Source organism: Marinomonas communis (assembly GCF_004363305.1).
Taxonomy (GTDB): Bacteria; Pseudomonadota; Gammaproteobacteria; order Pseudomonadales; family Marinomonadaceae; genus Marinomonas; species Marinomonas communis.
In genome coordinates this window covers 987,132-1,009,673 of the sequence record NZ_SNZA01000001.1, presented here as the reverse complement: position 1 = coordinate 1,009,673, position 22,542 = coordinate 987,132, and the positions used below count along the sequence as shown (strand labels likewise).

The following is a 22,542-nucleotide window of genomic DNA, read 5'->3' as shown; positions in this document are numbered from 1 at the left end:
AAGATAGCCTTGTATAAATGCTCATCTTGATCCGACCGCTACTTTTGGTCGAATTAAAAAACTAAGGAACCACGATAATACTGAAAGGGGTAGAACGTGAATAAATCAGAATTGATTGATGCTATTGCCACGTCCGCAGACTTGTCTAAAGCTGCTGCAAGTAATGCACTAGATGCGACTTTGACTGCAATCGAAGAAGCACTAGCAAAAGGCGACCAAGTAACTTTAGTTGGTTTTGGTACTTTTTCAGTAAAAGAGCGTGCGGCACGTACTGGTCGTAACCCTCAAACTGGTGAAGAAATCCAGATCAGTGCTGCTAAGGTACCTAGCTTTAAAGCAGGTAAAGGCCTTAAAGACGCGGTGAACTAATGTATTTGGAGCGGTAGTTCAGTTGGTTAGAATACCTGCCTGTCACGCAGGGGGTCGCGGGTTCGAGTCCCGTCCGTTCCGCCATTAGAGCAAAGAGGTGTGTTCCCAGCGGAATGCACCTTTTTTGTTTTACAGATAATAGTTTTTAAGGTGGAGGCAAGATGCTCCAGGATATCAGAGATAAGTCACAAGGCATTATCGTTAAGGTCATTATTGGTGTAGTGATTGTGACTTTTGCTCTATTCGGTGTTGAAGCATTGGTACAAAGCTTTACTTCAACAGATACCGTTGCAGAAGTAGATGGTAAAGAAATTTCTCGTATGCAATTGTTGCAGTCTGCTGAGACACAACGTCGTCAGTTGATTTCAATGATGGGCGGTCAAATTGATCCGGCAATGCTGGAAGAAAACGCCCTGCAGCGACGTGCATTGGATGAGTTGATCCAACGTACTGTCATGATGAATCAAGCTGAACAGCTAAATCTAGGTGTGTCAGATGCACAAGTTGATGCCTACCTATTGCAAGCTGAGCAATTTCAAACCGATGGTCAGTTTGATCAAAACAAGTATTTAAACTTTATTCGCTCACTTGGTTTTACACCATTAGCATTTAAAGAGCGTATTAAGCAGGACGTATTGATTCAGCAAACTCGCAATGCTTTAGCAGGTTCTGAGTTTGTTTTACCTAGCCAGGTAGAAAACATCGTTGCCCTACAAAATCAGAAGCGTAGCTATGACTTCATTCGCTACTCACTAGCAGATCAAACCGAGCAAGTTACGGTAGAAGATGATGCGCTACAAGCTTACTACGATGAGCACCAAGCGAACTTTGTGACGCCGGAGCAAGTAAAGATTGATTATGTTGTTGTGTCAGCGGCTGACCTTCAGGACCAAGTTGAGGTGTCTGATGCAGAGTTGAATGACGCTTATCAAGCGCGTGTTGCGAGTTTCCAAGGTGAAGAGCGTGAAGCAGCGCATATCTTAGTGGATACTTCGTCTCGTTCTGATGATGAAGCTCAGGCGCGCATTGCAGAGATCAAAGCTAAGCTTGATGATGGCGCTTCCTTTGCGGATTTGGCGGCAGAGTACTCCGATGACCTAGGGTCGAAAGAATCAGGCGGTGATTTAGGCTTTATTTCACGCGGCATTATGGTTGAGCCATTTGAAAACACTCTGTTTGCTATGGAGCCAGGTACCGTTGAAGAAGTAAAAACTGAGTTCGGTTACCACTTAGTTGAGCTTAAGAGCGTTAGCGAGACAGAAGCACCTTCCTTAGCGGATATGCGTGATGAGTTAATGTCTGATCTAGTTGCACAAAAAGCGAAAGATACTTTGCTTGGTGCCCATGAAACGATTACAGATCTGGCTTATGCGAGCGACGACTTGTCTGCGATTGCTAAAGAATACGGTCTTGCTGTACTGACATCGGATTACTTTGGTCGTGATGGTGGTACGGATGATATTACCTCTGCGCCAGCGGTTATTGCAGCGGCTTACAGCCCGACGGTTTTGGAAGATGGTCATAACAGTGATTTAATCGAGCTTAGCGATGAGCAGGTTGTGGTGATTCATAAGAATGATCACAAAGCCGAAGCAAAGCAAACGTTTGAAGAAGCGAAAGACGCTATTACTTCTATTGTCGTTCAAGAGAAAGCGCTTGAGGAATTAAATCAATTAGCTAAGCAAGCACTGGAAACAGGGGCTGGTGATTGGACTTCTGTCAGCAGCGCTGAGCGTGGTCAAGACGAAGTGACTAGCTTAGCTTTCGGTTTGCCTCACCCAATCGATGGCAAAGCCTCGACTGGAGTGGAGACAGCGGCAAATGGTGATGTGGTTGCGATTCGCTTAACTGAAGTCAGCCTAGGCGACCAAACAGTCGATGATGCGCAAAGAGATATTTATGAAAACTACTTATCTCAGACTTTAGCGTCTATGACGTTACGTGCGCAGCAGAATCTGTTGAAGAATTCCGCTGAAATTGTTCGTAATTAGAATCTAGCGTTACGAAAAAAAGACCACACATTGTGTGGTCTTTTTTTATCTTCCGCAGTGGTCTTCTAACTTGCTAGGTGTTTGTTAAGCGTCTAAGCCTTTGAAAAAGCTAATTGGAGGCATAAAGAAGGCACTACCATGTGTCGCGGAGGTGTACTTCATTAAATGGTCTACGTGACCCTCTTCATCCCCTTCGATCATGCTCTTGAGCATTAGGTTAAAAATGATAGGGGTTTTCGAGTAGCTTGCGAAAATAAGACCTTGCTCATTTAGGTCGCCAAATGGCATGCTCTGTCTTAGCAGCTCCATAGATTTACCATCGGCATCCTTCAATGACGTACGTTTAGTATGTGCGTGAGGGGATTTGTCTGCGCCTGCATATTCTTCGTTATCGTATTTGGTACGACCGTAGGTATCCTCTTGTACTTTAAGGTCTTGCTGCTCCCATTTGGCTAAGTCGTGAACAAATTTCATGTAGTTAAAGTATGAGCCGCCTCGGTACTGTAATTCGTCGTCTGCAACCAGTGCTACTGAAGCTCGGTCCTCTCCTTGAGGGTTTTCAGTGCCATCAACAAATCCCGTAAAGTCACGATTATCTAAATACTTGAAGCAGTCAACGCTGTCTTTTAAGGTGACAAAGTTTTTAACAGCTTTGTAAAGCGCGAGTGATAGTTGATGGGTTGCATCCCGTCGGTTCGAGCGGATATGCCACATCATGTCGAACGCTTGGTCTTGCACACTCAGCAGTGGGCCGGTCAGGGACGGAAACTGTGTTAACTCTCGAGGTGCTGCGTGTTTTGTGATGCGTTCGAAGCTGTGTATAGAAAAGCCGATAGCGGCATGAAGCTCGGTATCCGGAAATTGTTTCTGGATCGATTCAATCAGGTCAGGGAAGGCCGCTAATGCTTTTCTGAGATTTGTTTCTTGACCAGCAACTGCATCAAGGGCAATAAAGGACGCATCGCTGGATGCTTCAGCAGTGATGCCAGTTTGGTGTGCCTGCGTCATAGTGTAAAAGCTCCTTAGGCTAAAAATTAGGATACAGAGTTTTAAGCTGACTAGCTTGAGACGGCTTGGTGTGGCCCGTAACGTATTCTTCTAGCGCGTCTGCTAGCGCATCGCCATTCCACTGAGTCGATGCTGAAGGTGAATACATGACCAACTCTGCTTCCATTAATAATTGTGTTAAGTGAGGGGTGTCTGTTAACCGTTTGATATCATCAATACCTCGGATTGCATTGTCTCCCCAGCGGTGTCTAGCCCACTCTAATAAATTTAGTCGTAACGTGCTCAAATCGCTGCGTCGACATCCTGATAAAAGTTGTTCATACGCAGCGTCTTCATTACCAGATGACAAAGGGGCAAACTCCTGAAGGGTCGGAACGTCACTGTTGCTGTCTGACGCCCCTGACTTTCGTCGTTTTAGTAGTATCCAGACAACAATACCAGTGCCACCCAATAGCATGAGTATTCCAGCAACCATGATCGCCCATGATGGTGAATCAGAAGGTGTGGTGACCTCTACCTCTATGGGGGCTGGTGAGTCATTATTTTCTTCGGGTGTTGGTTGTGCTTTAGGTTTGGCCTTAGCAAGTGAGATCGGTGCCACAGAAGTGCTTTGTGGGGGGATATCTTGTGGCGATGCTATTGGCCCAGAAGGCAGTGCCGAAGAGTTTGACTCCGAAGAAGTCCCGCTGTTGGGCAGAGGTGCAACATCCACTACAGCAGCATTGGCTGTCGCAGTTTTTACTTGTCTAGCAATGGGGTCCCAATAGGTTACTTGCACTTCCGGCAGTGTTAATGGCCCTGATTGAGTAGGCACAACCTCTATGCGCATGGAGGCGCGCCCCGTGACACCATTAATGCCCTTATTCGTTTCATATGTCGGGGAAGAAGGATATAACTTATAGGCTCTATTGCTGGGATAGCTCAGAGTGGGTAGCTGCTCCCCTAAGACACCTTGTGCTGTGATATCGATCTCCCAAAATAAAGTATCCCCAATACGCGGATTGCTAACACTATTAGAGAGGACGGATCGAACCGCAACCGCATCAGTGGGTAGCCAATTGCTATTGCCATAAGAGGCCGGAATGGGCAAAACATTCAATGAAATCGGCGTACTTTTGATATTTACTTTGCGTGCACCACGTTGAGTGCTAACCATGGCTTCGACACTTTGATTCGTTAACTCAAGTGGGCCGCTACGCTGTGGGAAGGCAACGTATTCACGAGTGAGAACTTGATACGATGTGCCGTTGATTTCCTCATAGCGCATTTGATCATCAGACAAGCGTTCCATCAAAAGGTTGGGATGATTCGGAGTGGACAGATTAGCGCTTTGTAATGTGACAGCGGTATAGAGTTCTAGTGTTAGTAGCACCTGTTGCTGCACATAAGGTTCTGTGATGTTGCTTTGGAACTTTAGCATCACCAGCGGATTGCCAAGTTTGTCGGTCATCTGCTTGGCTGGTTTGACTTCAATGTATAGGGCCTCAGATTGTTGATCTCCCACCTTGATTGGCGGAATTTGGAAGTTCCCCACTGCTTTAGGGATTAGAGTCACTACCCAGAAATTGAGAGCTTGATTGGTGCCTAGGTTGAAGCTGAACTGACTGTTCTGGCTTTGACTGACAATGTCAAAGTCACGTTTTAGAGAGGATAAATCTGGGCCGTTCCCTGTATTGGCGAAGTCGGTGCGAATCGTCAGTTGTACGACTTCGTTTTCAGTAACGGTATTTTTGTCTAGGGCAGCGGTTACTTGATCGGCAAGTGAAAGACCAGAGTAGGCCACGGCCAAGAGCATACATAACATTGAGAAAATATATCTTGGCAAAATGTAAAGGTTGGCTACCATGGCTGTTGCCCTTCTTCTTGATTAAAGCGATTTTCGTGACGACGTTCCTGATGTAAGTACCAAAGTTTGCGTTTTATCAGGTCCCCAGGATCATCTTGAATCTGACGGAGCCATTGGTCGAGCGCTTGTTGTTGCTCGATTTGCCTTTCGTTAAGGAGGGCATTTTGCTCTTCATTTGAGGTATCCGTCACCGGACTATTATCCTGTTTTTGCTGAGAGTTGTCTTGTTTTTGCTGGCTATTGTTTGTTTCTGAATCGGCGTTCTTGGATGCTCCATTCTGTTCGCTCTGCTGTGTTTGACCCTCATTGTTGCTTTGCTGACTTGAATTATCAGACTGCTCTTGAGGAGACGTCTTTTTCAACTGCTGTTTGATATAGTCAAGGTTTTCTTTTGCTTCTGGAAAGTCCGAGCGCAAAGAGAGAGACGTTTCATAGGCCGTTTTAGCGCCCTCTAAATCATTACTCAAAGCCAATGCGTTGCCTAGGTTGTAATAGTCGCTGGCAGTGGTGGCGACGTTCTGCAATGTTTCAACAGTTTGCGGATAATCCTGATTTGCATATTGACTGGCGGCCTTCCAGAGCGGCTGCTCAAATAGCTTAGCGGCTTCATCCCAGCGGCCTTGATCAAATGCCTGCTGGCCTTTTTGATCGGGTGTTTTAAACCATTCCAATGGGGAGGCGTAGCTAGAAGGCGGGCTAGACATAATAAATAGCAGCATAAGGCACAGCCAGCCTTGTCGGAATTGCCACAATAGCCAAAGCACTAAGGGAATGGCAAAGTAATGACCTTGCTCTTGCCATGTTTGTCCTGACAGGTTTGAGCGTTTGGCAGAGTTTGTCGATTGGGTATCAAGAAGGCTCTGCAGATCAGTATCATCGATTGTATGTTGGTAGAAGCGACCATTGGCAGCCTCTGTTGCCTGCTCGATGGCTGTGATTGGTGTTTTTGCGAGTGCTGTTATGCCGTTGTGTTTGAGGATTTGGCCTTCTGGCAATTGCATGGTTCCACCTTCAGGCGTTCCAACAGCGATCACATCCAGTTGAACGCCAAGTTTATTTGCCTCTTGAAGCGCAGCTTCGTCCTCGTTGGCTAAGTCGTCCGTCAAAATAATAAAGTGTCGAGGCTTATTGGCATCATTGCTCACTAATTCAAGTGCTTGCTCTATCCCTGATTTCAAGTGGCTACCGTAGAGAGGCATGATTAAGGGGTCGAGTGCGACTAGGAAGTGAATCAGTGTTTGTTTGTCTTGGGTGAAAGGGCTGATCGTGTAGGCGTCCCCGGCAAATGCAATCAAAGCAATCTCGCCTTCGATATCAGCTTGTAAAATGTCTCTGATAATTTGTTTGCTTCGCGTTAAGCGGTTGGGACGAACATCTGTAGCGTACATGGAGAGCGATTGATCAACAATAAAGACCGTTTTGTTCTGAGCGACATAAAGCTCTGAGTTGGTTTTAGAAAAGCTAATGCCCGAAATACCAATAACAAAGCAGCTGACGGCGAAAAGACCAAGCCAATTAATGTATTTAGCGGAAGGAATGCTTTCTGTCAGAAAAGGAAGCAGGTGAGCCGCCACCTTGCGTTTAAGCAATGACGACTGGGGTTGTAGACTAAATAACAAATAGCCAAAACAAACGATGGGGATCAGCAGCAACCAGATAGGTCGGTTAAAATGGAGCACATCAAAAAGTGTCATGATGCTCTCCGATCACGCAAAGATAAGCGCCCGCTACTTAGGATGCTGAGCCCTAATAAAATCAACGACAACATCCCCAGCCAATGAAACAGCGTTGTTTTGGGGCGTTGGAATACCTCTTCAGAAGGCGTGGGTTCAAGTTGCTCAAGGATTTGATAGACGGCTTTTAATTCTTGGGTGCTTCGTGCGCGGAAATATTGTCCGCCCGTCAGTTCTGCAATATTGGTTAGCAAGGGTTCGTCCAAGTCGCTAGAAGGGTTGACGACTTTAGGTCCGAAAAATCCCTGTACGACCATTTGTTCTGCACCAATGCCAATGGTGTGAATGGTAACACCTTGTTTGGCGGCAAAATTGGCTGCTTGAAGAGGGCTGACTCTTCCCGCTGTGTTGGCGCCATCGGTCATTAAGATCAAAACTCTCTGATCCGCTGGTTTATCCTGCAGGCGCTTGATCCCAAGCCCAATGGCATCGCCAATAGCGGTTTGCTCACCCGCGAGGCCTATTTGTGTTTCTTGAACTAACTGATCGATGGTCATCAAGTCAAAGCTTAGCGGCGCTTGAAGATAAGCCTTGCTGCCAAACACAATCAGTCCCAGTCGATCTCCTTGGCGAGCTTGGATGAATTGCGATAATACTTCTTTTGCGGCGTTTAAACGGTCAGCAGGTTGGTCATTTAGGGTCATATCAGAAATTTGCATGCTGCCGGATAAATCCAAGGCAACCATAAGATCACGACCAGTTGGAGGGATATAAGAAGGCTCCCCAAGCCATGTTGGACGGCTAAGTGCCAGTGTCAGGGTGATCCATGTTAAGTGGAGCAACCAAGTACTTAATGAACTGGTGCCTGTCTGGTTGTAACGATCTTTTTGATACAGCTCACTGAAGCGCCAATGGGTTGTTTGGCCTGTGTATTGGCGTTTACTAAACAATCGCATCAGAATAGGCAGCGGTAATAAAACCAAGGCCCATGGCCATTGCAGCTCAAGCACGGTGCCTCCTTATCCAAAACTTTGTGGTGGCGATCAGGTTTTGTCTCTTTTCCACGCTTAATTGCCCAGCTGGGCGATAGGGGAGCTCAATAAGCTCTTCAGACAAATGTTGGAATGCGTATTTTCGGCTACGAATCTGACTGTCTAAAAAAGGCAGTAGTTTTGCTGTGGGTAAACTGATTAAAGTATTGTGTCCTTCGGTTTTAAGGCAACGTCTGATCAGTAATAGACAGTGCTCAGCAAGCTCTTGATCACTCAATTCATGCCAATCTTGGAGTTGCTGAATGGCTTCTCTACGATAGGCGCGTTGTTGGTGATGCCGAATGCCTAAAAATACCATCAAGGCCAAGATCATAAAGAGAGCAAAAAGTGCCAGCCAAAACCACCAGGCAGGCGGCCAGTTTGGAATGGCATTGGGTAGGAGATAGGCTTTATTTGGTAGTTCTATGGGGGCTTGCATTAATGTACAACCCCCATACTGAGAAGTGTTTTAACTAGGCTAACAGGAGAGTCGTTAACACTAAATGTCAGCTTAGTAATACCGATGCTTGAGAGTAATTTTTGGTGGTGACTTTCCTGCTCAAGATAACGCTGTTGTGCGATATCACGATTGGCTTGGCTTATCTGTTGCGTAGTATCTTGGGAGTTAAATTGATACACACCGTCAGGAATTAAGAAGGTATTAGTGTCTTCCAAAGAAACCCAGTGCACGCGATTGTGCTGAGCTAGACGAGCTAATCGGGCTCGATTGATATCATCTATCTCTAGCTGATCGCTAAGAATGAGGACGTTTGTGCCCTTTAGCTTAAGCTGGTTTGGCATTGAAAAGCTCGCTTTGCCGTATGGGCGATTAATGATCTGCGTTAGCGAAGCGAGATGCTCAGACCAAGCCTGCCAGTTTGTGATGGTTGGAATCACTTCTGCGTCATGACCGACACTTGTGATCATGCCTAAAGGGTTACGTAGCTGGTAATGACGCCAGCCGATCAGTGCGGCAATTTGAACTAAGCGCGAGCTAATAAAGGTAGTTTGCGTGCCAAAGTACGCGTCTTTAGATAGGTTGCAGATGATACAGGTGCGATGCTCCATGTCTTCTGTGTAAACCCGAGTATGTGGTGTGCCTGTGCGAGCGGTGACACGCCAATCCATATGACGAACTTCATCGCTTGCTACATAAGGTCTAACCTCCTGTAGTTCGATACCGTGACCTTTCTTTTTGCTTAGATTTTGTCCGCTTCGCACTGCTTTTCTTGGTAAAGAACGCGCTTTTCCAAGTTGTTTGGCATAACCGCTTAGCAGCTGAATATCACTTTCTGTCAGTTCAGGTGAAGTCGGAATAAGTACAGTGTCCATAGGCTACAGCACAGGTACTTTGGCCAAGATCATATTGATCAACTGCTCTGTTGACAGGTTTTGGGCAACGGCTTGGAACGATGGAATCAGTCGGTGCCGGAAGACATTGTGTACGATGGCTCGCACATCGTCCGGAGTGACGTAGTCTCTACCGCCAAGAATTGCGTGAGCTCTAGCACAACGATCTAAAGCCAGAGTCGCTCGTGGACTGACGCCAAAGTCAATGAGAGCCGCCATTTGACCATCATCTTCAAAATATTGCGTAGGCTGTCGGGTCGCCATCACAAGGTGAATAATGTATTGCTCTACGGCGTCAGCCATGTACACATTAAGTGCCTGCTGCTGAAGATCTTTTATGTCATCTAAACTGATCGAGGAAGTTGATGCAGGTGCAGACTGTTTGTCTTGTTCGCGAACCAACTGAAGGACTTGTCGCTCTGTTTCCGCATCAGGGTAATCTACTAAAAGCTTCATAATAAAGCGGTCTAGTTGCGCTTCCGGTAAAGGGTAGGTGCCTTCTTGCTCGATAGGGTTTTGAGTGGCGATGACGAAGAACTGCTTCGATAACGGGTATGTTGTCTGGCCAACGGTCACTTGGCGCTCGCCCATAGCTTCCAGTAAAGCTGACTGGACTTTCGCCGGCGCACGGTTAATTTCATCGGCTAAGACAATGTCATGCATAATAGGGCCAGGCGTGAATTCGAACTTACCGCTGTGCTGTTGGTATACATCCGATCCAGTGACATCCCCTGGTAAAAGGTCTGGTGTAAACTGGATTCGTTGGAAGCTGGCCTTAATAGCTTGGGCTAACGATTTCGCTGCAGTGGTTTTCGCGATGCCAGGTGGCCCCTCTAATAGCACATGACCTTTTGCTATTAATGCGATCAGTAGATCATCAACTAATGCTGATTGACCCACTACGGTATGATTTAACTGTGTTCTCAGACGTTCAATTACTGCTTCCATACCTTGGTATGCCCTTATACTGCTGTCAAATTCTCCGTCAAGACAATATAATAACCAGCATCGTAAGCAAGATAAAACCACTTCTTAAGGATAGTTAATTAAGAGGTGACATAGTTAAGGTAGAATATGGCCAAAGTAACCATCGACGTAAGTTTGCCCGCTCATAAGTATAAGGAAATGTATCAAGGATCTGTTAAATACTTGGTGGCAAAAAGTCGAGACGGCCGGATGATTCAACTGCCATTGCTGTCTTTCCAGCGATTTGTGACACACAAAGGCGTGTACGGTGCCTTTGAAGTTGAATTTGATGAGAATAGAAAGCTCGTCAATATCAACAAAATACTATAAATCCCCCATACCGACTAAACCAAGGCTGAACTATATGTATAACTTAGCACGCTCATTGCTGTTTAAATTAGACCCTGAAGTGTCTCATGAACTGTCTCTTGATATGTTAGGAGCATCCAGCCGTTTAGGTTTGACATCATTGTATGCTCGACAGCAGGCGGCAACGTCTGTAAATGTGATGGGAATTGATTTTCCGAATGCTGTTGGTTTGGCCGCGGGTTTAGACAAAAATGCTGAAGCGTTTGAAGCGCTCGGTGCATTGGGTTTTGGTTTTGTAGAAGTGGGTACTGTGACGCCGAAAGGTCAATCAGGTAATCCGAAACCACGCTTGTTCCGTTTGCCGGAACACGAAGCCATTATTAACCGTATGGGGTTCAATAACAAAGGTGTTGAGCACATGGTGGCGCGTATCCGTAAACACGCTTATAAAGGTGTGTTAGGCGTGAATATTGGTAAGAACCTAACGACTTCTGTTGAGGATGCCGCAGCGGATTACTTGGCATGCTTGGAGGAAGTTATTCCTTATGCTGACTACATTACGGCTAACATCAGTTCGCCAAATACGCCAGGGCTTCGTTCTCTGCAGTTTGGTGAAAGCCTTGCTGAGTTGATTTCACCTCTTGTGGAAGCGAAAAAACGCTATGCAGAAGAAAATGGTCGCCAAGTTCCTCTGGCCGTTAAAATTGCACCAGACATGACAGACGATGAAATCAAAATGGTGGCTGACACCTTAGTCGAGCAGCAAGTAGATGCGATCATCGCAACGAATACCACACTATCTCGTGAGGCGGTTGCGGGTCATAAGCATGCCGACGAAGCGGGTGGTCTAAGTGGTGCACCAGTCAAAGATGCTTCGACTCATGTTGTGAGTGTATTGTGTGATCACTTGAAAGACACATTGCCAGTCATTGGAGTGGGGGGCATTTTGTCTGGAGCCGATGCCGTTGAGAAGCTGCAAGCTGGTGCGAAATTGGTACAAATCTATTCTGGCTTCATTTACCGTGGCCCTGAGTTGGTACAGGAAGCTGTCACAGCAACAGATGCCTTTATTCGAGAAAACCGCTTAGGTAAGTAAACGAAAAAGGCCTGTCAGAGACAGGCCTTTTTCAAAAGAAAGTTACTGAGAAAAACCGGCCGCTTTATACGTGCCATCAACCGGGGTGAGACCATCCCACATGTCTGTGCGACCTTCGCGCCACCCTGCTAACCAATCAGGGCGAGCGGACGCGTGACATTGCTCTGAAAGGGCTTTCGAACGGCCAGCCATGCCTGCTCGATAACCGCGTACATACGCTCTTTGATGAAGATCTCGTTTTTGTTTCTTCATAAATACGTTCCTCTCAGTTCTCTTTTTTACGTAAGTGAACTTTAATTAATAGTAGAGAGCAGACTGTTTGTCTAAAAACACTTTGCTCTAATGAAATTTAAAAATTCATCAAAAAGTAATAAACATGACACATAACCCAGAGTCCACCACGAGTGACTCATTGACACAAAACATAGCGCTTGAATTGACCTGCCCAATTGGCTTGGAAAATATTCTTGAAAAAGAGTTGCATGACTTAGGTCTGACTGAGACTCGACTAGGTGAAGCGCAGGTTAAGTTATCGACGGATTTGCGCGGCATGTACCTTGCGTGTTTATGGTCACGTGTAGCAACACGTATCATGATGCCATTGGCAACCTTCAAGGTCGGCTCAGCGGATGAACTTTACCAAGCCGTCGCGGCCATTAACTGGTCTGATCATATGCACGCAGACAATACCATTGCGATCGATTGCCATGGAACCAACCATGCGATCCGTAATACGCAATTTGGTGCTGTGAGAACAAAAGATGCAATTGCCGACTATTTCTCTAACAAAACTGGCCGTCGTCCAAGCGTTGAAAAACAGAATCCAGATTTGCGTATTGCTCTAAAAATCAAGCGTGATCAGGCCGTGTTGAGCTTGGATATGACAGGAGAAAGCTTGCACCGTCGTGGCTACCGCCAGCAGGGTGCGATGGCGCCTTTGAAAGAGAACTTAGCGGCAGGTCTGCTAATGCGTGCGGGTTGGGGGAAAGATACACGCTTCCAGCAGTTGGTTGACCCAATGTGTGGGTCGGCCACCTTTTTGGTGGAAGCCGCTTTGATTTCATTGAACATTGCCCCAGGTTTACGCCGTCAATATTGGGGGTTTAAGGGTTGGAAGCAGCACGATCATCGTCTGTGGCAACAGTTGAATGACTTTGCTAAGAATGAGCGACTGCAGCCGCAAGACTTAACGGTTAGCTTCCAAGGTACGGATCGCGAGCAAAAAGCGATTGCTGCGGCGCGCGAAAACATCAAGCGAGCAGGGCTATCGAATGTGGTAACTGTTAGCTTGTCTGCATTCCAGCAGCATGAATTTGAGTGGCAACAACAGCCAACACTGGTCATGGTGAACCCACCTTACGGTGAGCGTTTAGGTGATGAAATGGCGTTGGTGTCCTTGTATCGCCAGCTTGGAGATTGGGCTATCGAGCATGCTTTGGAAGGTGAAATGATGCTGCTTACCAGCAGCGAAAACCTTGCTCGACAAATCCCAATTCGCCCAGAAAAAAGTTCGCGCGTTTTAAACGGTGGATTAGAGTGTCGAGCCTACCGTTTCCCAATCAGCGACAATCATATTAAAGCGGGTAGTCGCGAGCAGGTGGGGTTGTCCTCAGGTGCGCAAATGGTGGTTAACCGTTTACAAAAGAACCAAAAGAAACTGCGTAAGTGGGTAGAGCGCGAAAACATCGCTTGTTACCGTGTTTACGATGCCGACATGCCAGAATACGCAGTGGCGATTGATATCTACAACGATTGGGCTCATGTTCAGGAGTATCAAGCACCTAAAAGCGTAGACGAAACCAAGGCGCAGCAGCGCTTGTTTGACGTGGTAGCAGCGATTCCTTCGGCATTGAATATTCCAGAGACAAACGTGGTGGTGAAGCAACGTTTACGTCAGTCTGGCAAGCAGCAATATGAGAAAGTCGATCAACAGCAACACGAAATGGTGGTCGAAGAACACGGTTGTGATTTTATCGTGAACCTTAAGGATTACCTAGACACCGGACTGTTCTTGGATCACAGACCTGTACGTAAGTTGATTCAAGAAAAGGCAAACGGTGTTCGATTCCTGAACTTGTTCTGTTACACCGCTTCGGGTTCTGTTCACGCTGGACAAGGTGGCGCTAAGAGCACGTTAAGTGTAGATATGTCGAACACTTACACGGAGTGGGCTCGTCGTAACTTGGAGTTAAATGAGTTTTCTGAGCGAGATCACCAAGTTGTTCGTGCAGATTGTTTCGAATGGTTGCGTCAGGCTGATGGTGAGTTCGATCTGATTTTCATGGATCCACCGACTTTTTCAAACTCTAAAAAAATGGCGGGTGTGTTAGATATTCAGCGTGACCATGTCGATTTGATCGATTTAGCAATGGCACGCTTGCATGCAAAAGGTGAGCTGATTTTCTCAAACAACTACCGTCGATTTGAGCTGGATGCCGAGATAAGCGAGCGCTACGAGGTGGAGAATATCACCCGTCAATCGTTGGATCCTGATTTTGAGCGAAATCAAAAAATCCACCAATGTTGGATTTTGCGACATAAATCATAGTTAGAATTCTGCCCCATAAATTCAGTATAATCTCAATCAAATTGACCGTTTGGTTGAGATTTTGATTCCATAGAAGTAAATAGAGATTATGAGTAAAACATATCGTTTGGTGATCAGCTGTCCTGATCGCGTAGGTATCGTCGCAGCGGTTAGCCAATATCTGAATGAGCGCAATGGCTCTATTGTTGAAGCTAACCACCACACTGACGCGGAGCAGAAATGGTTTTTCATGCGTCATGTTATCGATGCTGAATCCATGAGCGTTGATATTGAGACCTTCCGTAAAGAGTTCGCAGACATTGCTGCTAAGTTCGAAATGGATTGGTTCATTAATAGCAGTGAAGAAAAGCCTAAAGTCATGTTAATGGCGACGAAAGAGTCTCACTGTCTAAATGACCTACTACACCGCTGGCACACTGGCGAGTTGCACTGTGACATCGTTGGTGTCATTGCCAACCATGAAGATCTGCGATCAATGGTTGAGTGGTACAACATTCCTTACCACTGCATTAATGTCCCGAAAGAAGACAAAATGCCGGCTTTCCAGGCTATTGAAAAGACCATTGATGACTCGGGTGCTGACACCATTGTGCTGGCGCGTTATATGCAGATCTTCCCTGAATACCTGTGTGAGAAGTATCGTCATCGCGTGATCAATATCCACCACAGCTTCTTACCATCGTTTATCGGTGCTAAGCCTTATCATCAGGCAGCCGTGCGTGGGGTGAAGCTGATCGGTGCAACATGTCATTACGTGACCGCTGATCTGGATGCTGGTCCGATCATTGAGCAAGATGTGATCCGTGTTCGTCATAGCCACTCGGCAACGGACATGGTTCGCCTTGGTAAAGATATCGAGAAATTAGTATTGTCTCGTGGCCTGCGATACCACATTGAGGACCGTGTCTTGGTTCACGGTAATAAGACGGTCGTCTTTGCTCAATAAACTGCAAAAAAGGGTAACTAGGGTGAAACTGGTTACTCTTTCCCTTCAATAACATTCAGTTATTTCATTTTTTTACTATAGTTACCTGAGTCAATCTATTCTTTTGGTTGAGGGTGACGCGATGAAATTAAAACTTACACCAACCCAAAACCTTTGTGTTGGGTTTCTGGAAACCGGTTTCGAGCTCATACAAGTTGGCGATCAGTATTTCTTTGTCAAAGGAAAACGCCGCCAGAAGGTGTTATCAAAAACCTTAGAGGCTTTGGTTAGTCGAGGGGCCTTAAAGCATACCCGCGAGGGTACTTACGAGCTGAGTGAAGAATTCAAACAGCATCGTAAGGAAATGCGCTCATTGGTTGAGCCAAAGCACGTCCGCCATTAAACATGGCAACGTCATTTGGTCATTGTAGTGTTTGAGTGCTTGGAGTAAATAAATCGGCAACGGCTTTTTGAAGTGCTGCACTGGCGTGAGGTGAGCGCAGAATATTCCAACATGCCTGGCGTGTCTCGGGTTGTTGTGTCAGCTCAGCAACGATGTGTTTAAAGCCAAGCTGTGCATCGTCTCGGTGAGCCAGTTTCTCTAGAATAATTCGTAACAACTGCCCTTGGGCTGTTAGCCAATGGGGGCATTTTGAAACCAAGGCGGCAATCAATTCCAATTGCTCGTCGCTGCAATCCGTAATATCACCGAGCATAGTGAAAAGCGGGATAAATAGATCGTTAGGGAAGTCGCTTCGCGCAATGGCTCTGATCAGGTGAGAGGCACTGGCTGGTGTCGCACTAGAGTCAGTCATTTCGTTGCTTACGGCTTTTACTACCGCACTGCTTGGTAGATGATGCTCTAGCGCATGACACAGAGGAAAGCGCACGTCGTCAGGTGCTGAACAGAGCGCTCTAATCACTTCTTTCTCGTACCCAGCCTTTTCATTTCGGGCTGCCAAGTCCGCTAAACCTTGAACCCCTAAATTCTGCCAGTCATCGCCCAATGAAGCGTTTGCGTTACGTAAGTACGTAAGAACGGCATCTAGGTATTCTGATGCGGGTTGTTTTAGGTCTCTTGCCAGTATCGCGTGAAAGCTTGCAAGGCGATCTTGATCTGGTTGGAAAGCATACGGGTTATCTTCCAGGGCCTCTTGAACGCCTTGTTCTGTGCCCTTGTGCATGATCTTGTCAACGATGGTTTTGATAAAGTGATCACGAGTTCCGAGGTTGAGGCAACCGGATTCATCTAGTGGCAAGCGTAAAAACCAAATGACTTGGTTGGTTGCGCTGTTGTCACCGGAACTCTGTGTGAGAACACAAGCAAGCCATGCTTGTTTACGAAAACTGTAGGGGTAAATCTGTTGTTTTTTATCGAACTGCACAACTTGTTGCGGTGTGATTTTAGTAATATAGCGTCCAACATCGTAGAATGTGGCTTTGCAACCTACGGCATCGAACAGGTCGCTAAGAGATTCAATGTTTTGCATGGCGAGTATGGCCGTTCCAAAGTAGCTTAAATGGCTGCATCATACCGTTTTTTAGGAGAGAAATCAGTTGTCTCAATCGATCCAACACTATTCAGAACTAGCGGACTTAATTTTAGAGCTGCAGATGGCGATGCAGTCCGCTCATGTCTGGGAAATCGACAAACCGTCTAGTGAAGCCTTTGCATCAGAGCAGCCATTCTGTATTGATACAATGACTTTCGAGCAATGGTTGCGTTATGTGTTGATAGAACGATTCAAAATAATGATTGAACATCAGGAGCCACTGCCAAGTCGTTGTCATATTTCCCCTATGGTCGAAGAGGCTTTTCGTGGTCTAGAGCAAAACCATATCAAGCAACTTGTGTTGATCACGGATGCGCTGGACCGTTTCTTAAGTAGTAGCTCCAAGTCATGATTTGTCACCCTGCGGAACAGCTGCTTGCTGATGTCGAATGGCTACTATCAGAATGTGAGAGTTTTGTCTTAGATACACCTTTAGCACAATTCCTTCGCTCTGATTGGTCTGATGTTTTTGCTGATTTACAGGCAAACCCGCAAATTTTGCTACAGCATATGGCGTCCGCAAAGTCTCATTTTCTAGGGACTTATTTCGAGCAACTTTTCTCATTTGTGGTCAGGCATTTTACTACCCTGAATATTTTGGCTGAGCATCAGCAGATTCATGTTGGTGGTAAGACCTTTGGCGAGGTGGATTTGCTGGCTGAAAGTGAGGGCATAACGTATCAATTTGAGATTGCTTTAAAGTTTTATCTTGGTTTCTATGATGAACCTAATGGGACTTGGATCGGGCCCAATAAAAATGACAGCCTACAAAAGAAAACAAATCATGCTCGCGAACATCAATTAAAAATTCTTACTGTATCTGAGGGTAAAGAATGGTTAAGATGTGTAAGTGGTGGTGATCATGTCGTGCCTAATTTGTTGGTTTATGGGCGGCATTTTTATTTTATGAAGAATGCCTCTTGCGAATTTTTTGCGCATTCTCATTGGCGAGGTGGTTGGCTTAGGCTTTCCGATTTAACATTGGCTGCGCCGTATCTAAGCGCTCTGAGCGAGGCTTCTAAACCTTATTGGATCACCCCAAATATAGATAAACCGAATAAAAAACAAATAAATAACGAACTGTTACTTGAGTTATCTGAGCGCTTTGTTCATGATAATCGACCTGTTTTGTATTCTTGTTCTAGTACTTTTAGGCCGCCTAATTCTGATACCTTTTGGCTTTTTGTTTGTCCTGATGACTGGTAATTATTGTAGAAAATGAGCCTCGCTCAAGTCTGCCAGTAGTCTCTCACGTTTTTGATGTATTAAATGACTGACATTGTTGAGTTCTTAGTGCCAAGCCAAAAGAAAGCGGCTTGGGTAATAGATATCACACAAGGAACTGTGTCATGGAGTAACCGTACTGCAAAACAATGTTTTGCAGGCGCTCTTGGTGTGAGCCGAGATGGACTGACTTACATAGATGGTGAGTTAAAGTCAGACTTAACTCATTTTTTAGCCCAAGCCAACGAAGGTGAACCACTGAGCTTTCATTGGTTGCTTCGCGATGTTAGGCAGGTTTTATATCGCTGTACGGCGACTGCGATTTCCTTAGGAACGGATGCATTAGGCTTCTCCGTTGAAGCCATGCCATGTCCTTCTGGGGTGTCCCAAGCGATGCCTCGGTCCTATGGTAATAAAAGTATTCCTGAGCGCCTAAATTCTCTTATTTTGATGTCATTTACTGCGACTGGGGAAAAGTCTTTTCTGAGTCAGCGGGCACATGCATTGTTTCCAAATATTGCCCACATTCGAGAATTGTTTGCTGTTCATAGTGCGGCCAAACACTTTGTTGAACGAGTCAATAGTAAGGGGGTAGTCCATCAAGAGATTTTACTCTCTACTACCAATGGAATTCGCTGGTTTGAACTTGAAGCACACGTTAATCCTGAAAACGGTAACATCGATGTGTTTGCGCAGGACATCCAAGAGCTGCGCGATTTCGAAGTGAAGCTGTACCGCCTTCAGAACTACGATTGTCTAACCAGTCTTCCCAACCGCAATCTGTTGTACCAACAGCTTGAGAAAGCCAAGAATACCGCTGAGAAACGTGACCGAAAGTTTGGTGTTATGTATCTGGACTTAGATGGCTTTAAAGTCGTCAATGATACGTTCGGTCATCGGGTTGGTGATCAGCTGCTACAAGAAGTGGCCAATAGAATAAAGACCACCATTCCCTCTCGCTCTTGCCTATATCGTCTAGGTGGTGACGAATTTGTCGTTGTGATGGAGCATGTCAAAGATACTAAAGAGTTGGAAGACATTGCTGCATTAATCAATGCTACAGGTGCTGAGCCTTATCCTGTGTCGGATATGGAGATGTTGATCACTACCAGTATCGGAGTTGCTTGCTACCCTTGTCATGGCGAAGACATTGATACCTTGCTAAAGAATGCTGATGCGGCCATGTACCGTTCTAAAGCCAGCGCACACAATGGCTATTTGGTGTATCAAGAGTCTATGAGCGAAGGCTTCAGCGCCTATTTAACGCTTGGTGGGGGCTTGCGTAAAGCGATAGAAGAGGGGCAATTTGAGCTGTATTATCAGCCAAAAGTACGCTCCATGGATGAGGCAACCGTTGGCGCGGAGGCGCTGATTCGCTGGCATCACCCTGAGAAAGGCATGATACCGCCGGATCAGTTTATTCCAATCGCAGAAGAAAGTGGCCTGATTCTGCCGCTGGGTGAGTGGGTCATTCGACGTGCATGTGAACAGCTAAAGTTATGGCAGGATCAAGGGCTTCCACCCATTAACCTGTCGGTGAACTTGTCAGGCCGTCAGTTCTTGCAACCTAATCTAGTGGAAGTTGTGAAGCAGATTCTGGCGGACACTGGTATAGATCCGCAATATCTTGAACTTGAGTTAACCGAGAGCATGTTGATGTCAGACGCTCACGGTACCATTCAAAAACTTCATGATTTCCGTGAAATGGGGGTGACCCTTTCCATCGATGATTTTGGAACAGGCTATTCATCTCTGGCTTACTTGAAAAAGTTTCCCATTCAAGCGCTCAAGATTGATCGCTCTTTCATCAAGGATTTGGGTATCGATGGTGATGATGATGCCATTGTTAAAGCCACTATTGCGATGGCGCAAAGCTTAAACCTTAAAGTCATCGCCGAGGGCGTTGAAAGCCGCAACCAAATGAATTTGCTGACCGATTATGAGTGCCAAGAGGTTCAAGGGTACTTGTTTGCTAAGCCTATGTGTAGTGATGATTTTGAACGTTACCTAGGCGCGTTTGGTAAAGCGGAAGTGGTGAACGCCTAAAAGATCAAAAGGTCTGATTTAATCCTGTTAAAGTCATATCTTAAAACTCCTTTTTGCCTCACTTTTTGTTAACATTCAGCCCATTCAGTCATTGTCCTTTCGTCTTCACTTCGGAGCCTGAGTGTCTAATCTAGAAAATTTATGCTGCCCGCTTGATCAATCTGCTTTGCAGCGTCAAGAGCGTACTTTGGTATGTGCGCATGGGCATTCTTTTGATATCGCTAAAACTGGTTACGTTAACCTACTGCCCGTGCAAAAAAAGCACTCTAAAGATCCAGGCGATAGCAAAGAGATGGTCGCTTCCCGTAGGGCCTTTTTGTCTAACGGCTATTATGATCCAGTTATTGAAGCGGTTCTTGCTTCTTTACCTGATTCACTCGCATCAGCTAACAGTTTAGATGTTTTGGACGCGGGGTGTGGTGAAGGTCATTATCTACGTCAACTTACTGAGAAGCTTTCAGCTACTCGTGACGTCTCGGCTGTCGGTTTAGATATTTCCAAATGGGCGATCACCGATGCCAGTAAACGCAGTAAAACCATTGACTGGATTGTTGGCAGTAATGCTCATGTGCCTGTGACCTCAGGACGCTTTGATTGGCTTATCTGTGCATTCGGTTTCCCTGTTTTTGAAGAGTTTCATCGTGTGTTAAATGATGCCGGTTATTTGCTGTTGATTGAATCGGGGGCTGATCACTTAATTGAGCTTCGTCAGGTGTTGTACCCTGAGATCAAACCGTATCGCGCGACCTTTGCAGAGGGGATAGAAGGGTTCGACTTGGTGCAGGAAAAGAATCATCGCTTTAGTTTCTCATTGTCTACTCAAGAAGACATTGGGCAACTTCTCAGCATGACACCGCATATCCATAAAGCGCCTTATGAAGGGCGCAAAGCTGCCCAGGCATTACAGCAAATCGATTTAACCGCGGACATAAAGTTGCGCTGGTATCAAAAGCAAGGAAAGAGTCATGCCAAATAAGTTAGAGGCATTGTTTGATAAAAACCGCCTTTGGGCTGCCAAAGTAAACGCTGAGGATCCGGAGTTCTTTGATAAATTGTCAGAGCAGCAAAAGCCTGACTATTTGTGGATAGGCTGTGCTGATAGTCGTGTACCGGCCAATCAGATAGTGGATCTGTTACCGGGGGAAGTGTTCGTCCATAGAAACATCGCTAACGTTGTGGTCCATACCGATCTAAACTGCTTATCGGTTATTCAGTATGCTGTAGATGTGTTGCAAGTGAAGCACATTATGGTGGTTGGCCATTATGGCTGTGGTGGTATCAAAGCAGCGATGGAAACTCAGGAATACGGTTTAATTGATAACTGGCTGCGTCATATTAAAGATGTATACCGTATTCATAAGTCGGAAGTTGATGATATTCGAGATGGCGGCGCACGCTTTGACCGCATGTGCGAGCTAAATGTTATCGAGCAAGTCGCCAACGTTTGCCAAACCAGCATAGTGCGCAATGCTTGGAAACGCGGTCAGGAATTAACGGTTCATGGTTGGTGTTATAGCATTAAAAATGGCCACATTACCGATTTGAATGTCACCATTGCTGACGAAGATGAAGCTCACCTTCGTTTAAATGCTGTGCCGTAGGAATACAAAAAAGGCGCCAGATTAATTAGCGCCTTAGCATGGTTAAAGATCTGCGTTTTCTGCGATCGTTTTAGCACAGCCTGCGATGGTTGAGCGGAGCCAAATATGGCCGGGATCATGCTGTAGCAATGGGCTCCATAGCATTTTTAGCTCGATCGGTGGGATTTCAAAAGGTGGCTCTACGACTTTAACGCTAGGGCTATCTAGCATCAAACGTGTCGCTAACGAAGGCAGCGTGGCTACCAGCCCGAGTTGTTCCGTTGAACGCATGGCAACATTGTAGCTACGGGTAAACAAGCGTATGTTTCGCTTATGGCCTAATTCAGCCAATGTTGAATCGACCCAACCGAGCTTTTGAACTTCTTCTGGTTGGATACCAACGCCAACGCCAAAACCTGTTTTGCTTACCCAAACGTGCTGAGCTTCCAGATAGTCTTCTAGGCTCATGACTTCGTCAAAGCGATCATCATTTGGCACCAAGCATGAGAATCGGTCTACCCAAACAGATTTTTGGTGGAAAGATTGTGGCAGTGTGTCGAAACGGTTAATGACAATATCTACTTTGCCTTTCTCTACATCATGAAAGCTTACGTCACTTGGGTTCATTACATCCATGATGACGTTAGGCGCTTCACGTTGGAGCTTTTGCATGAGTGGTGGGATAAGTGTCGCTTCAGCATAGTCACTGGCCATAATGCGAAAAACACGAGCGCTGGATTCCGCGTCAAAGTTGTGTCCCAAATGCAGTACTTCATCGACAGACTGTAAAATGCTGCGTACTCGAGGTTGCAATTGGATTGCTAACGCGGTTGGCATCATGCCATCGCTGGTTCGAACCAAAAGTGGGTCGTGAAATAAGTCCCTAAGTCGGCGTAAGCCATTACTCATGGCGGGTTGTGTGATGCCAAGTTGGTTGGCAGCATGAGTAACGTTTTGCTCACGAAGTAAAGAATCTAAATAACGCAGTAAGTTGAGGTCGATTTTATCGAGCTGCATAGGGGGACCA

At 46.0% G+C, this 22,542-nt stretch carries 22 protein-coding genes and 1 tRNA gene; 13 read left to right on the top strand and 10 right to left on the bottom strand.

Going from position 1 to position 22,542, the window contains the following annotated elements; all coding sequences use genetic code 11:
• Positions 1–96: 96 nt before the first annotated feature.
• The 3 genes from C8D85_RS04725 to C8D85_RS04715 all read left to right on the top strand — a co-directional run bounded on the left by C8D85_RS04725 (position 97) and on the right by C8D85_RS04715 (position 2,360).
• Positions 97–369, top strand: coding sequence for an HU family DNA-binding protein (locus tag C8D85_RS04725; protein ID WP_067038717.1), 273 nt, complete (start codon positions 97–99; stop codon positions 367–369).
• Positions 370–376: 7 nt separating this feature from the next.
• Positions 377–453 (top strand) — tRNA-Asp (locus tag C8D85_RS04720).
• Positions 454–530: 77 nt separating this feature from the next.
• Complete coding sequence (locus C8D85_RS04715) at positions 531–2,360, top strand: SurA N-terminal domain-containing protein (protein ID WP_133560186.1); 1,830 nt, start codon at positions 531–533, stop codon at positions 2,358–2,360.
• 84 nt (positions 2,361–2,444) lie between these two features.
• Here the strand turns inward: C8D85_RS04715 and C8D85_RS04710 are convergent, their stop codons facing one another.
• Genes C8D85_RS04710 through C8D85_RS04680 form a run of 7 tightly spaced genes read right to left on the bottom strand, consistent with a single transcriptional unit; the run spans position 2,445 to position 10,216 of the window.
• Complete coding sequence (locus tag C8D85_RS04710) at positions 2,445–3,368, bottom strand: Dyp-type peroxidase (protein WP_133560185.1); 924 nt, start codon at positions 3,366–3,368, stop codon at positions 2,445–2,447.
• Positions 3,369–3,387: 19 nt separating this feature from the next.
• Positions 3,388–5,214, bottom strand: a complete 1,827-nt coding sequence (locus C8D85_RS04705) for a BatD family protein (protein WP_133560184.1) — start codon at positions 5,212–5,214, stop codon at positions 3,388–3,390.
• Positions 5,208–6,908, bottom strand: a complete 1,701-nt coding sequence (locus tag C8D85_RS04700) for a VWA domain-containing protein (protein ID WP_133560183.1) — start codon at positions 6,906–6,908, stop codon at positions 5,208–5,210. The genes C8D85_RS04705 and C8D85_RS04700 overlap by 7 nt, the downstream gene beginning before the upstream one ends.
• Positions 6,905–7,897, bottom strand: a complete 993-nt coding sequence (locus tag C8D85_RS04695) for a vWA domain-containing protein (RefSeq protein WP_133560182.1) — start codon at positions 7,895–7,897, stop codon at positions 6,905–6,907. The genes C8D85_RS04700 and C8D85_RS04695 overlap by 4 nt, the downstream gene beginning before the upstream one ends.
• Positions 7,890–8,357 carry a DUF4381 domain-containing protein gene (locus C8D85_RS04690; protein WP_133560181.1) on the bottom strand — a complete coding sequence of 156 codons (468 nt, stop codon included), beginning with the start codon at positions 8,355–8,357 and terminating at the stop codon, positions 7,890–7,892. Before C8D85_RS04690 ends, C8D85_RS04695 begins: the two co-directional genes overlap by 8 nt.
• A complete protein-coding gene (locus C8D85_RS04685) occupies positions 8,357–9,250 on the bottom strand; it encodes a DUF58 domain-containing protein (protein ID WP_133560180.1) in 894 nt (297 codons plus the stop codon). The genes C8D85_RS04690 and C8D85_RS04685 overlap by 1 nt, the downstream gene beginning before the upstream one ends.
• Positions 9,251–9,253: 3 nt before the next feature.
• Positions 9,254–10,216 (bottom strand): AAA family ATPase, encoded by a 963-nt coding sequence (locus tag C8D85_RS04680; protein WP_133560179.1) that lies wholly within the window; start codon positions 10,214–10,216, stop codon positions 9,254–9,256.
• A gap of 126 nt (positions 10,217–10,342) precedes the next feature.
• On the opposite strand from C8D85_RS04680, the gene C8D85_RS04675 reads away from it, so the two are divergent.
• Positions 10,343–10,564: a DUF2835 domain-containing protein gene (locus C8D85_RS04675; protein WP_133560178.1), complete on the top strand. Its 222-nt coding sequence runs from the start codon at positions 10,343–10,345 to the stop codon at positions 10,562–10,564.
• A gap of 34 nt (positions 10,565–10,598) precedes the next feature.
• Positions 10,599–11,639, top strand: a complete 1,041-nt coding sequence (locus C8D85_RS04670) for a quinone-dependent dihydroorotate dehydrogenase (RefSeq protein ID WP_133560177.1) — start codon at positions 10,599–10,601, stop codon at positions 11,637–11,639.
• Between the two features lie 42 nt (positions 11,640–11,681).
• Here the strand turns inward: C8D85_RS04670 and rmf are convergent, their stop codons facing one another.
• A complete protein-coding gene (gene rmf / locus C8D85_RS04665) occupies positions 11,682–11,891 on the bottom strand; it encodes a ribosome modulation factor (protein ID WP_133560176.1) in 210 nt (69 codons plus the stop codon).
• A 124-nt stretch (positions 11,892–12,015) separates the two neighbouring features.
• Between rmf and rlmKL the strand changes: the two genes are divergently transcribed.
• The 3 genes from rlmKL (at position 12,016) to C8D85_RS04650 (ending at position 15,515) form a co-directional block, all read left to right on the top strand.
• Positions 12,016–14,187, top strand: a complete 2,172-nt coding sequence (rlmKL, locus tag C8D85_RS04660; RefSeq protein ID WP_133560175.1) for a bifunctional 23S rRNA (guanine(2069)-N(7))-methyltransferase RlmK/23S rRNA (guanine(2445)-N(2))-methyltransferase RlmL — start codon at positions 12,016–12,018, stop codon at positions 14,185–14,187.
• Positions 14,188–14,275: 88 nt separating this feature from the next.
• Complete coding sequence (purU, locus tag C8D85_RS04655) at positions 14,276–15,133, top strand: formyltetrahydrofolate deformylase (RefSeq protein WP_133560174.1); 858 nt, start codon at positions 14,276–14,278, stop codon at positions 15,131–15,133.
• Between the two features lie 121 nt (positions 15,134–15,254).
• Positions 15,255–15,515 (top strand): formyltetrahydrofolate deformylase, encoded by a 261-nt coding sequence (locus C8D85_RS04650; protein ID WP_133560173.1) that lies wholly within the window; start codon positions 15,255–15,257, stop codon positions 15,513–15,515.
• Positions 15,516–15,534: 19 nt separating this feature from the next.
• Here the strand turns inward: C8D85_RS04650 and C8D85_RS04645 are convergent, their stop codons facing one another.
• Positions 15,535–16,602, bottom strand: coding sequence for a DUF3549 family protein (locus C8D85_RS04645; protein WP_133560172.1), 1,068 nt, complete (start codon positions 16,600–16,602; stop codon positions 15,535–15,537).
• 67 nt (positions 16,603–16,669) lie between these two features.
• Here C8D85_RS04645 and C8D85_RS04640 point away from each other — a divergent pair, with 67 nt between their 5' ends.
• From C8D85_RS04640 to can, 5 genes are all read left to right on the top strand, one after another.
• Positions 16,670–17,017 (top strand): YqcC family protein, encoded by a 348-nt coding sequence (locus tag C8D85_RS04640; RefSeq protein WP_244936896.1) that lies wholly within the window; start codon positions 16,670–16,672, stop codon positions 17,015–17,017.
• Complete coding sequence (locus tag C8D85_RS04635; RefSeq protein WP_133560171.1) at positions 17,014–17,871, top strand: DUF1853 family protein; 858 nt, start codon at positions 17,014–17,016, stop codon at positions 17,869–17,871. The genes C8D85_RS04640 and C8D85_RS04635 overlap by 4 nt, the downstream gene beginning before the upstream one ends.
• A 63-nt stretch (positions 17,872–17,934) precedes the next feature.
• The gene (locus C8D85_RS04630; RefSeq protein WP_133560170.1) at positions 17,935–19,935 is read left to right on the top strand and encodes a putative bifunctional diguanylate cyclase/phosphodiesterase; all 2,001 of its coding nucleotides are present in this window, start codon (positions 17,935–17,937) and stop codon (positions 19,933–19,935) included.
• Positions 19,936–20,056: 121 nt separating this feature from the next.
• Positions 20,057–20,911: a putative RNA methyltransferase gene (locus C8D85_RS04625; RefSeq protein WP_133560169.1), complete on the top strand. Its 855-nt coding sequence runs from the start codon at positions 20,057–20,059 to the stop codon at positions 20,909–20,911.
• Entirely contained in the window at positions 20,901–21,536 is a 636-nt protein-coding gene (gene can / locus C8D85_RS04620; protein ID WP_133560168.1) for a carbonate dehydratase, read from the top strand. The genes C8D85_RS04625 and can overlap by 11 nt, the downstream gene beginning before the upstream one ends.
• A 42-nt stretch (positions 21,537–21,578) precedes the next feature.
• Here the strand turns inward: can and C8D85_RS04615 are convergent, their stop codons facing one another.
• Positions 21,579–22,532, bottom strand: a complete 954-nt coding sequence (locus C8D85_RS04615; protein WP_133560167.1) for a LysR family transcriptional regulator — start codon at positions 22,530–22,532, stop codon at positions 21,579–21,581.
• Positions 22,533–22,542: the final 10 nt, after the last annotated feature.

What these genes read in the sequence shown, in the direction of transcription:
- C8D85_RS04715 (WP_133560186.1), top strand. Translation starts at nt 531, where the DNA reads ATGCTCCAGGATATCAGAGATAAGTCACAAGGCATTATCGTTAAGGTC.
- C8D85_RS04710 (WP_133560185.1), bottom strand. Translation starts at nt 3,368, where the DNA reads ATGACGCAGGCACACCAAACTGGCATCACTGCTGAAGCATCCAGCGAT.
- C8D85_RS04705 (WP_133560184.1), bottom strand. Translation starts at nt 5,214, where the DNA reads ATGGTAGCCAACCTTTACATTTTGCCAAGATATATTTTCTCAATGTTA.
- C8D85_RS04700 (WP_133560183.1), bottom strand. Translation starts at nt 6,908, where the DNA reads ATGACACTTTTTGATGTGCTCCATTTTAACCGACCTATCTGGTTGCTG.
- C8D85_RS04690 (WP_133560181.1), bottom strand. Translation starts at nt 8,357, where the DNA reads ATGCAAGCCCCCATAGAACTACCAAATAAAGCCTATCTCCTACCCAAT.
- C8D85_RS04685 (WP_133560180.1), bottom strand. Translation starts at nt 9,250, where the DNA reads ATGGACACTGTACTTATTCCGACTTCACCTGAACTGACAGAAAGTGAT.
- C8D85_RS04680 (WP_133560179.1), bottom strand. Translation starts at nt 10,216, where the DNA reads ATGGAAGCAGTAATTGAACGTCTGAGAACACAGTTAAATCATACCGTA.
- C8D85_RS04675 (WP_133560178.1), top strand. Translation starts at nt 10,343, where the DNA reads ATGGCCAAAGTAACCATCGACGTAAGTTTGCCCGCTCATAAGTATAAG.
- C8D85_RS04670 (WP_133560177.1), top strand. Translation starts at nt 10,599, where the DNA reads ATGTATAACTTAGCACGCTCATTGCTGTTTAAATTAGACCCTGAAGTG.
- rmf (WP_133560176.1), bottom strand. Translation starts at nt 11,891, where the DNA reads ATGAAGAAACAAAAACGAGATCTTCATCAAAGAGCGTATGTACGCGGT.
- rlmKL (WP_133560175.1), top strand. Translation starts at nt 12,016, where the DNA reads ATGACACATAACCCAGAGTCCACCACGAGTGACTCATTGACACAAAAC.
- purU (WP_133560174.1), top strand. Translation starts at nt 14,276, where the DNA reads ATGAGTAAAACATATCGTTTGGTGATCAGCTGTCCTGATCGCGTAGGT.
- C8D85_RS04650 (WP_133560173.1), top strand. Translation starts at nt 15,255, where the DNA reads ATGAAATTAAAACTTACACCAACCCAAAACCTTTGTGTTGGGTTTCTG.
- C8D85_RS04645 (WP_133560172.1), bottom strand. Translation starts at nt 16,602, where the DNA reads ATGCAAAACATTGAATCTCTTAGCGACCTGTTCGATGCCGTAGGTTGC.
- C8D85_RS04635 (WP_133560171.1), top strand. Translation starts at nt 17,014, where the DNA reads ATGATTTGTCACCCTGCGGAACAGCTGCTTGCTGATGTCGAATGGCTA.
- C8D85_RS04630 (WP_133560170.1), top strand. Translation starts at nt 17,935, where the DNA reads ATGACTGACATTGTTGAGTTCTTAGTGCCAAGCCAAAAGAAAGCGGCT.
- can (WP_133560168.1), top strand. Translation starts at nt 20,901, where the DNA reads ATGCCAAATAAGTTAGAGGCATTGTTTGATAAAAACCGCCTTTGGGCT.
- C8D85_RS04615 (WP_133560167.1), bottom strand. Translation starts at nt 22,532, where the DNA reads ATGCAGCTCGATAAAATCGACCTCAACTTACTGCGTTATTTAGATTCT.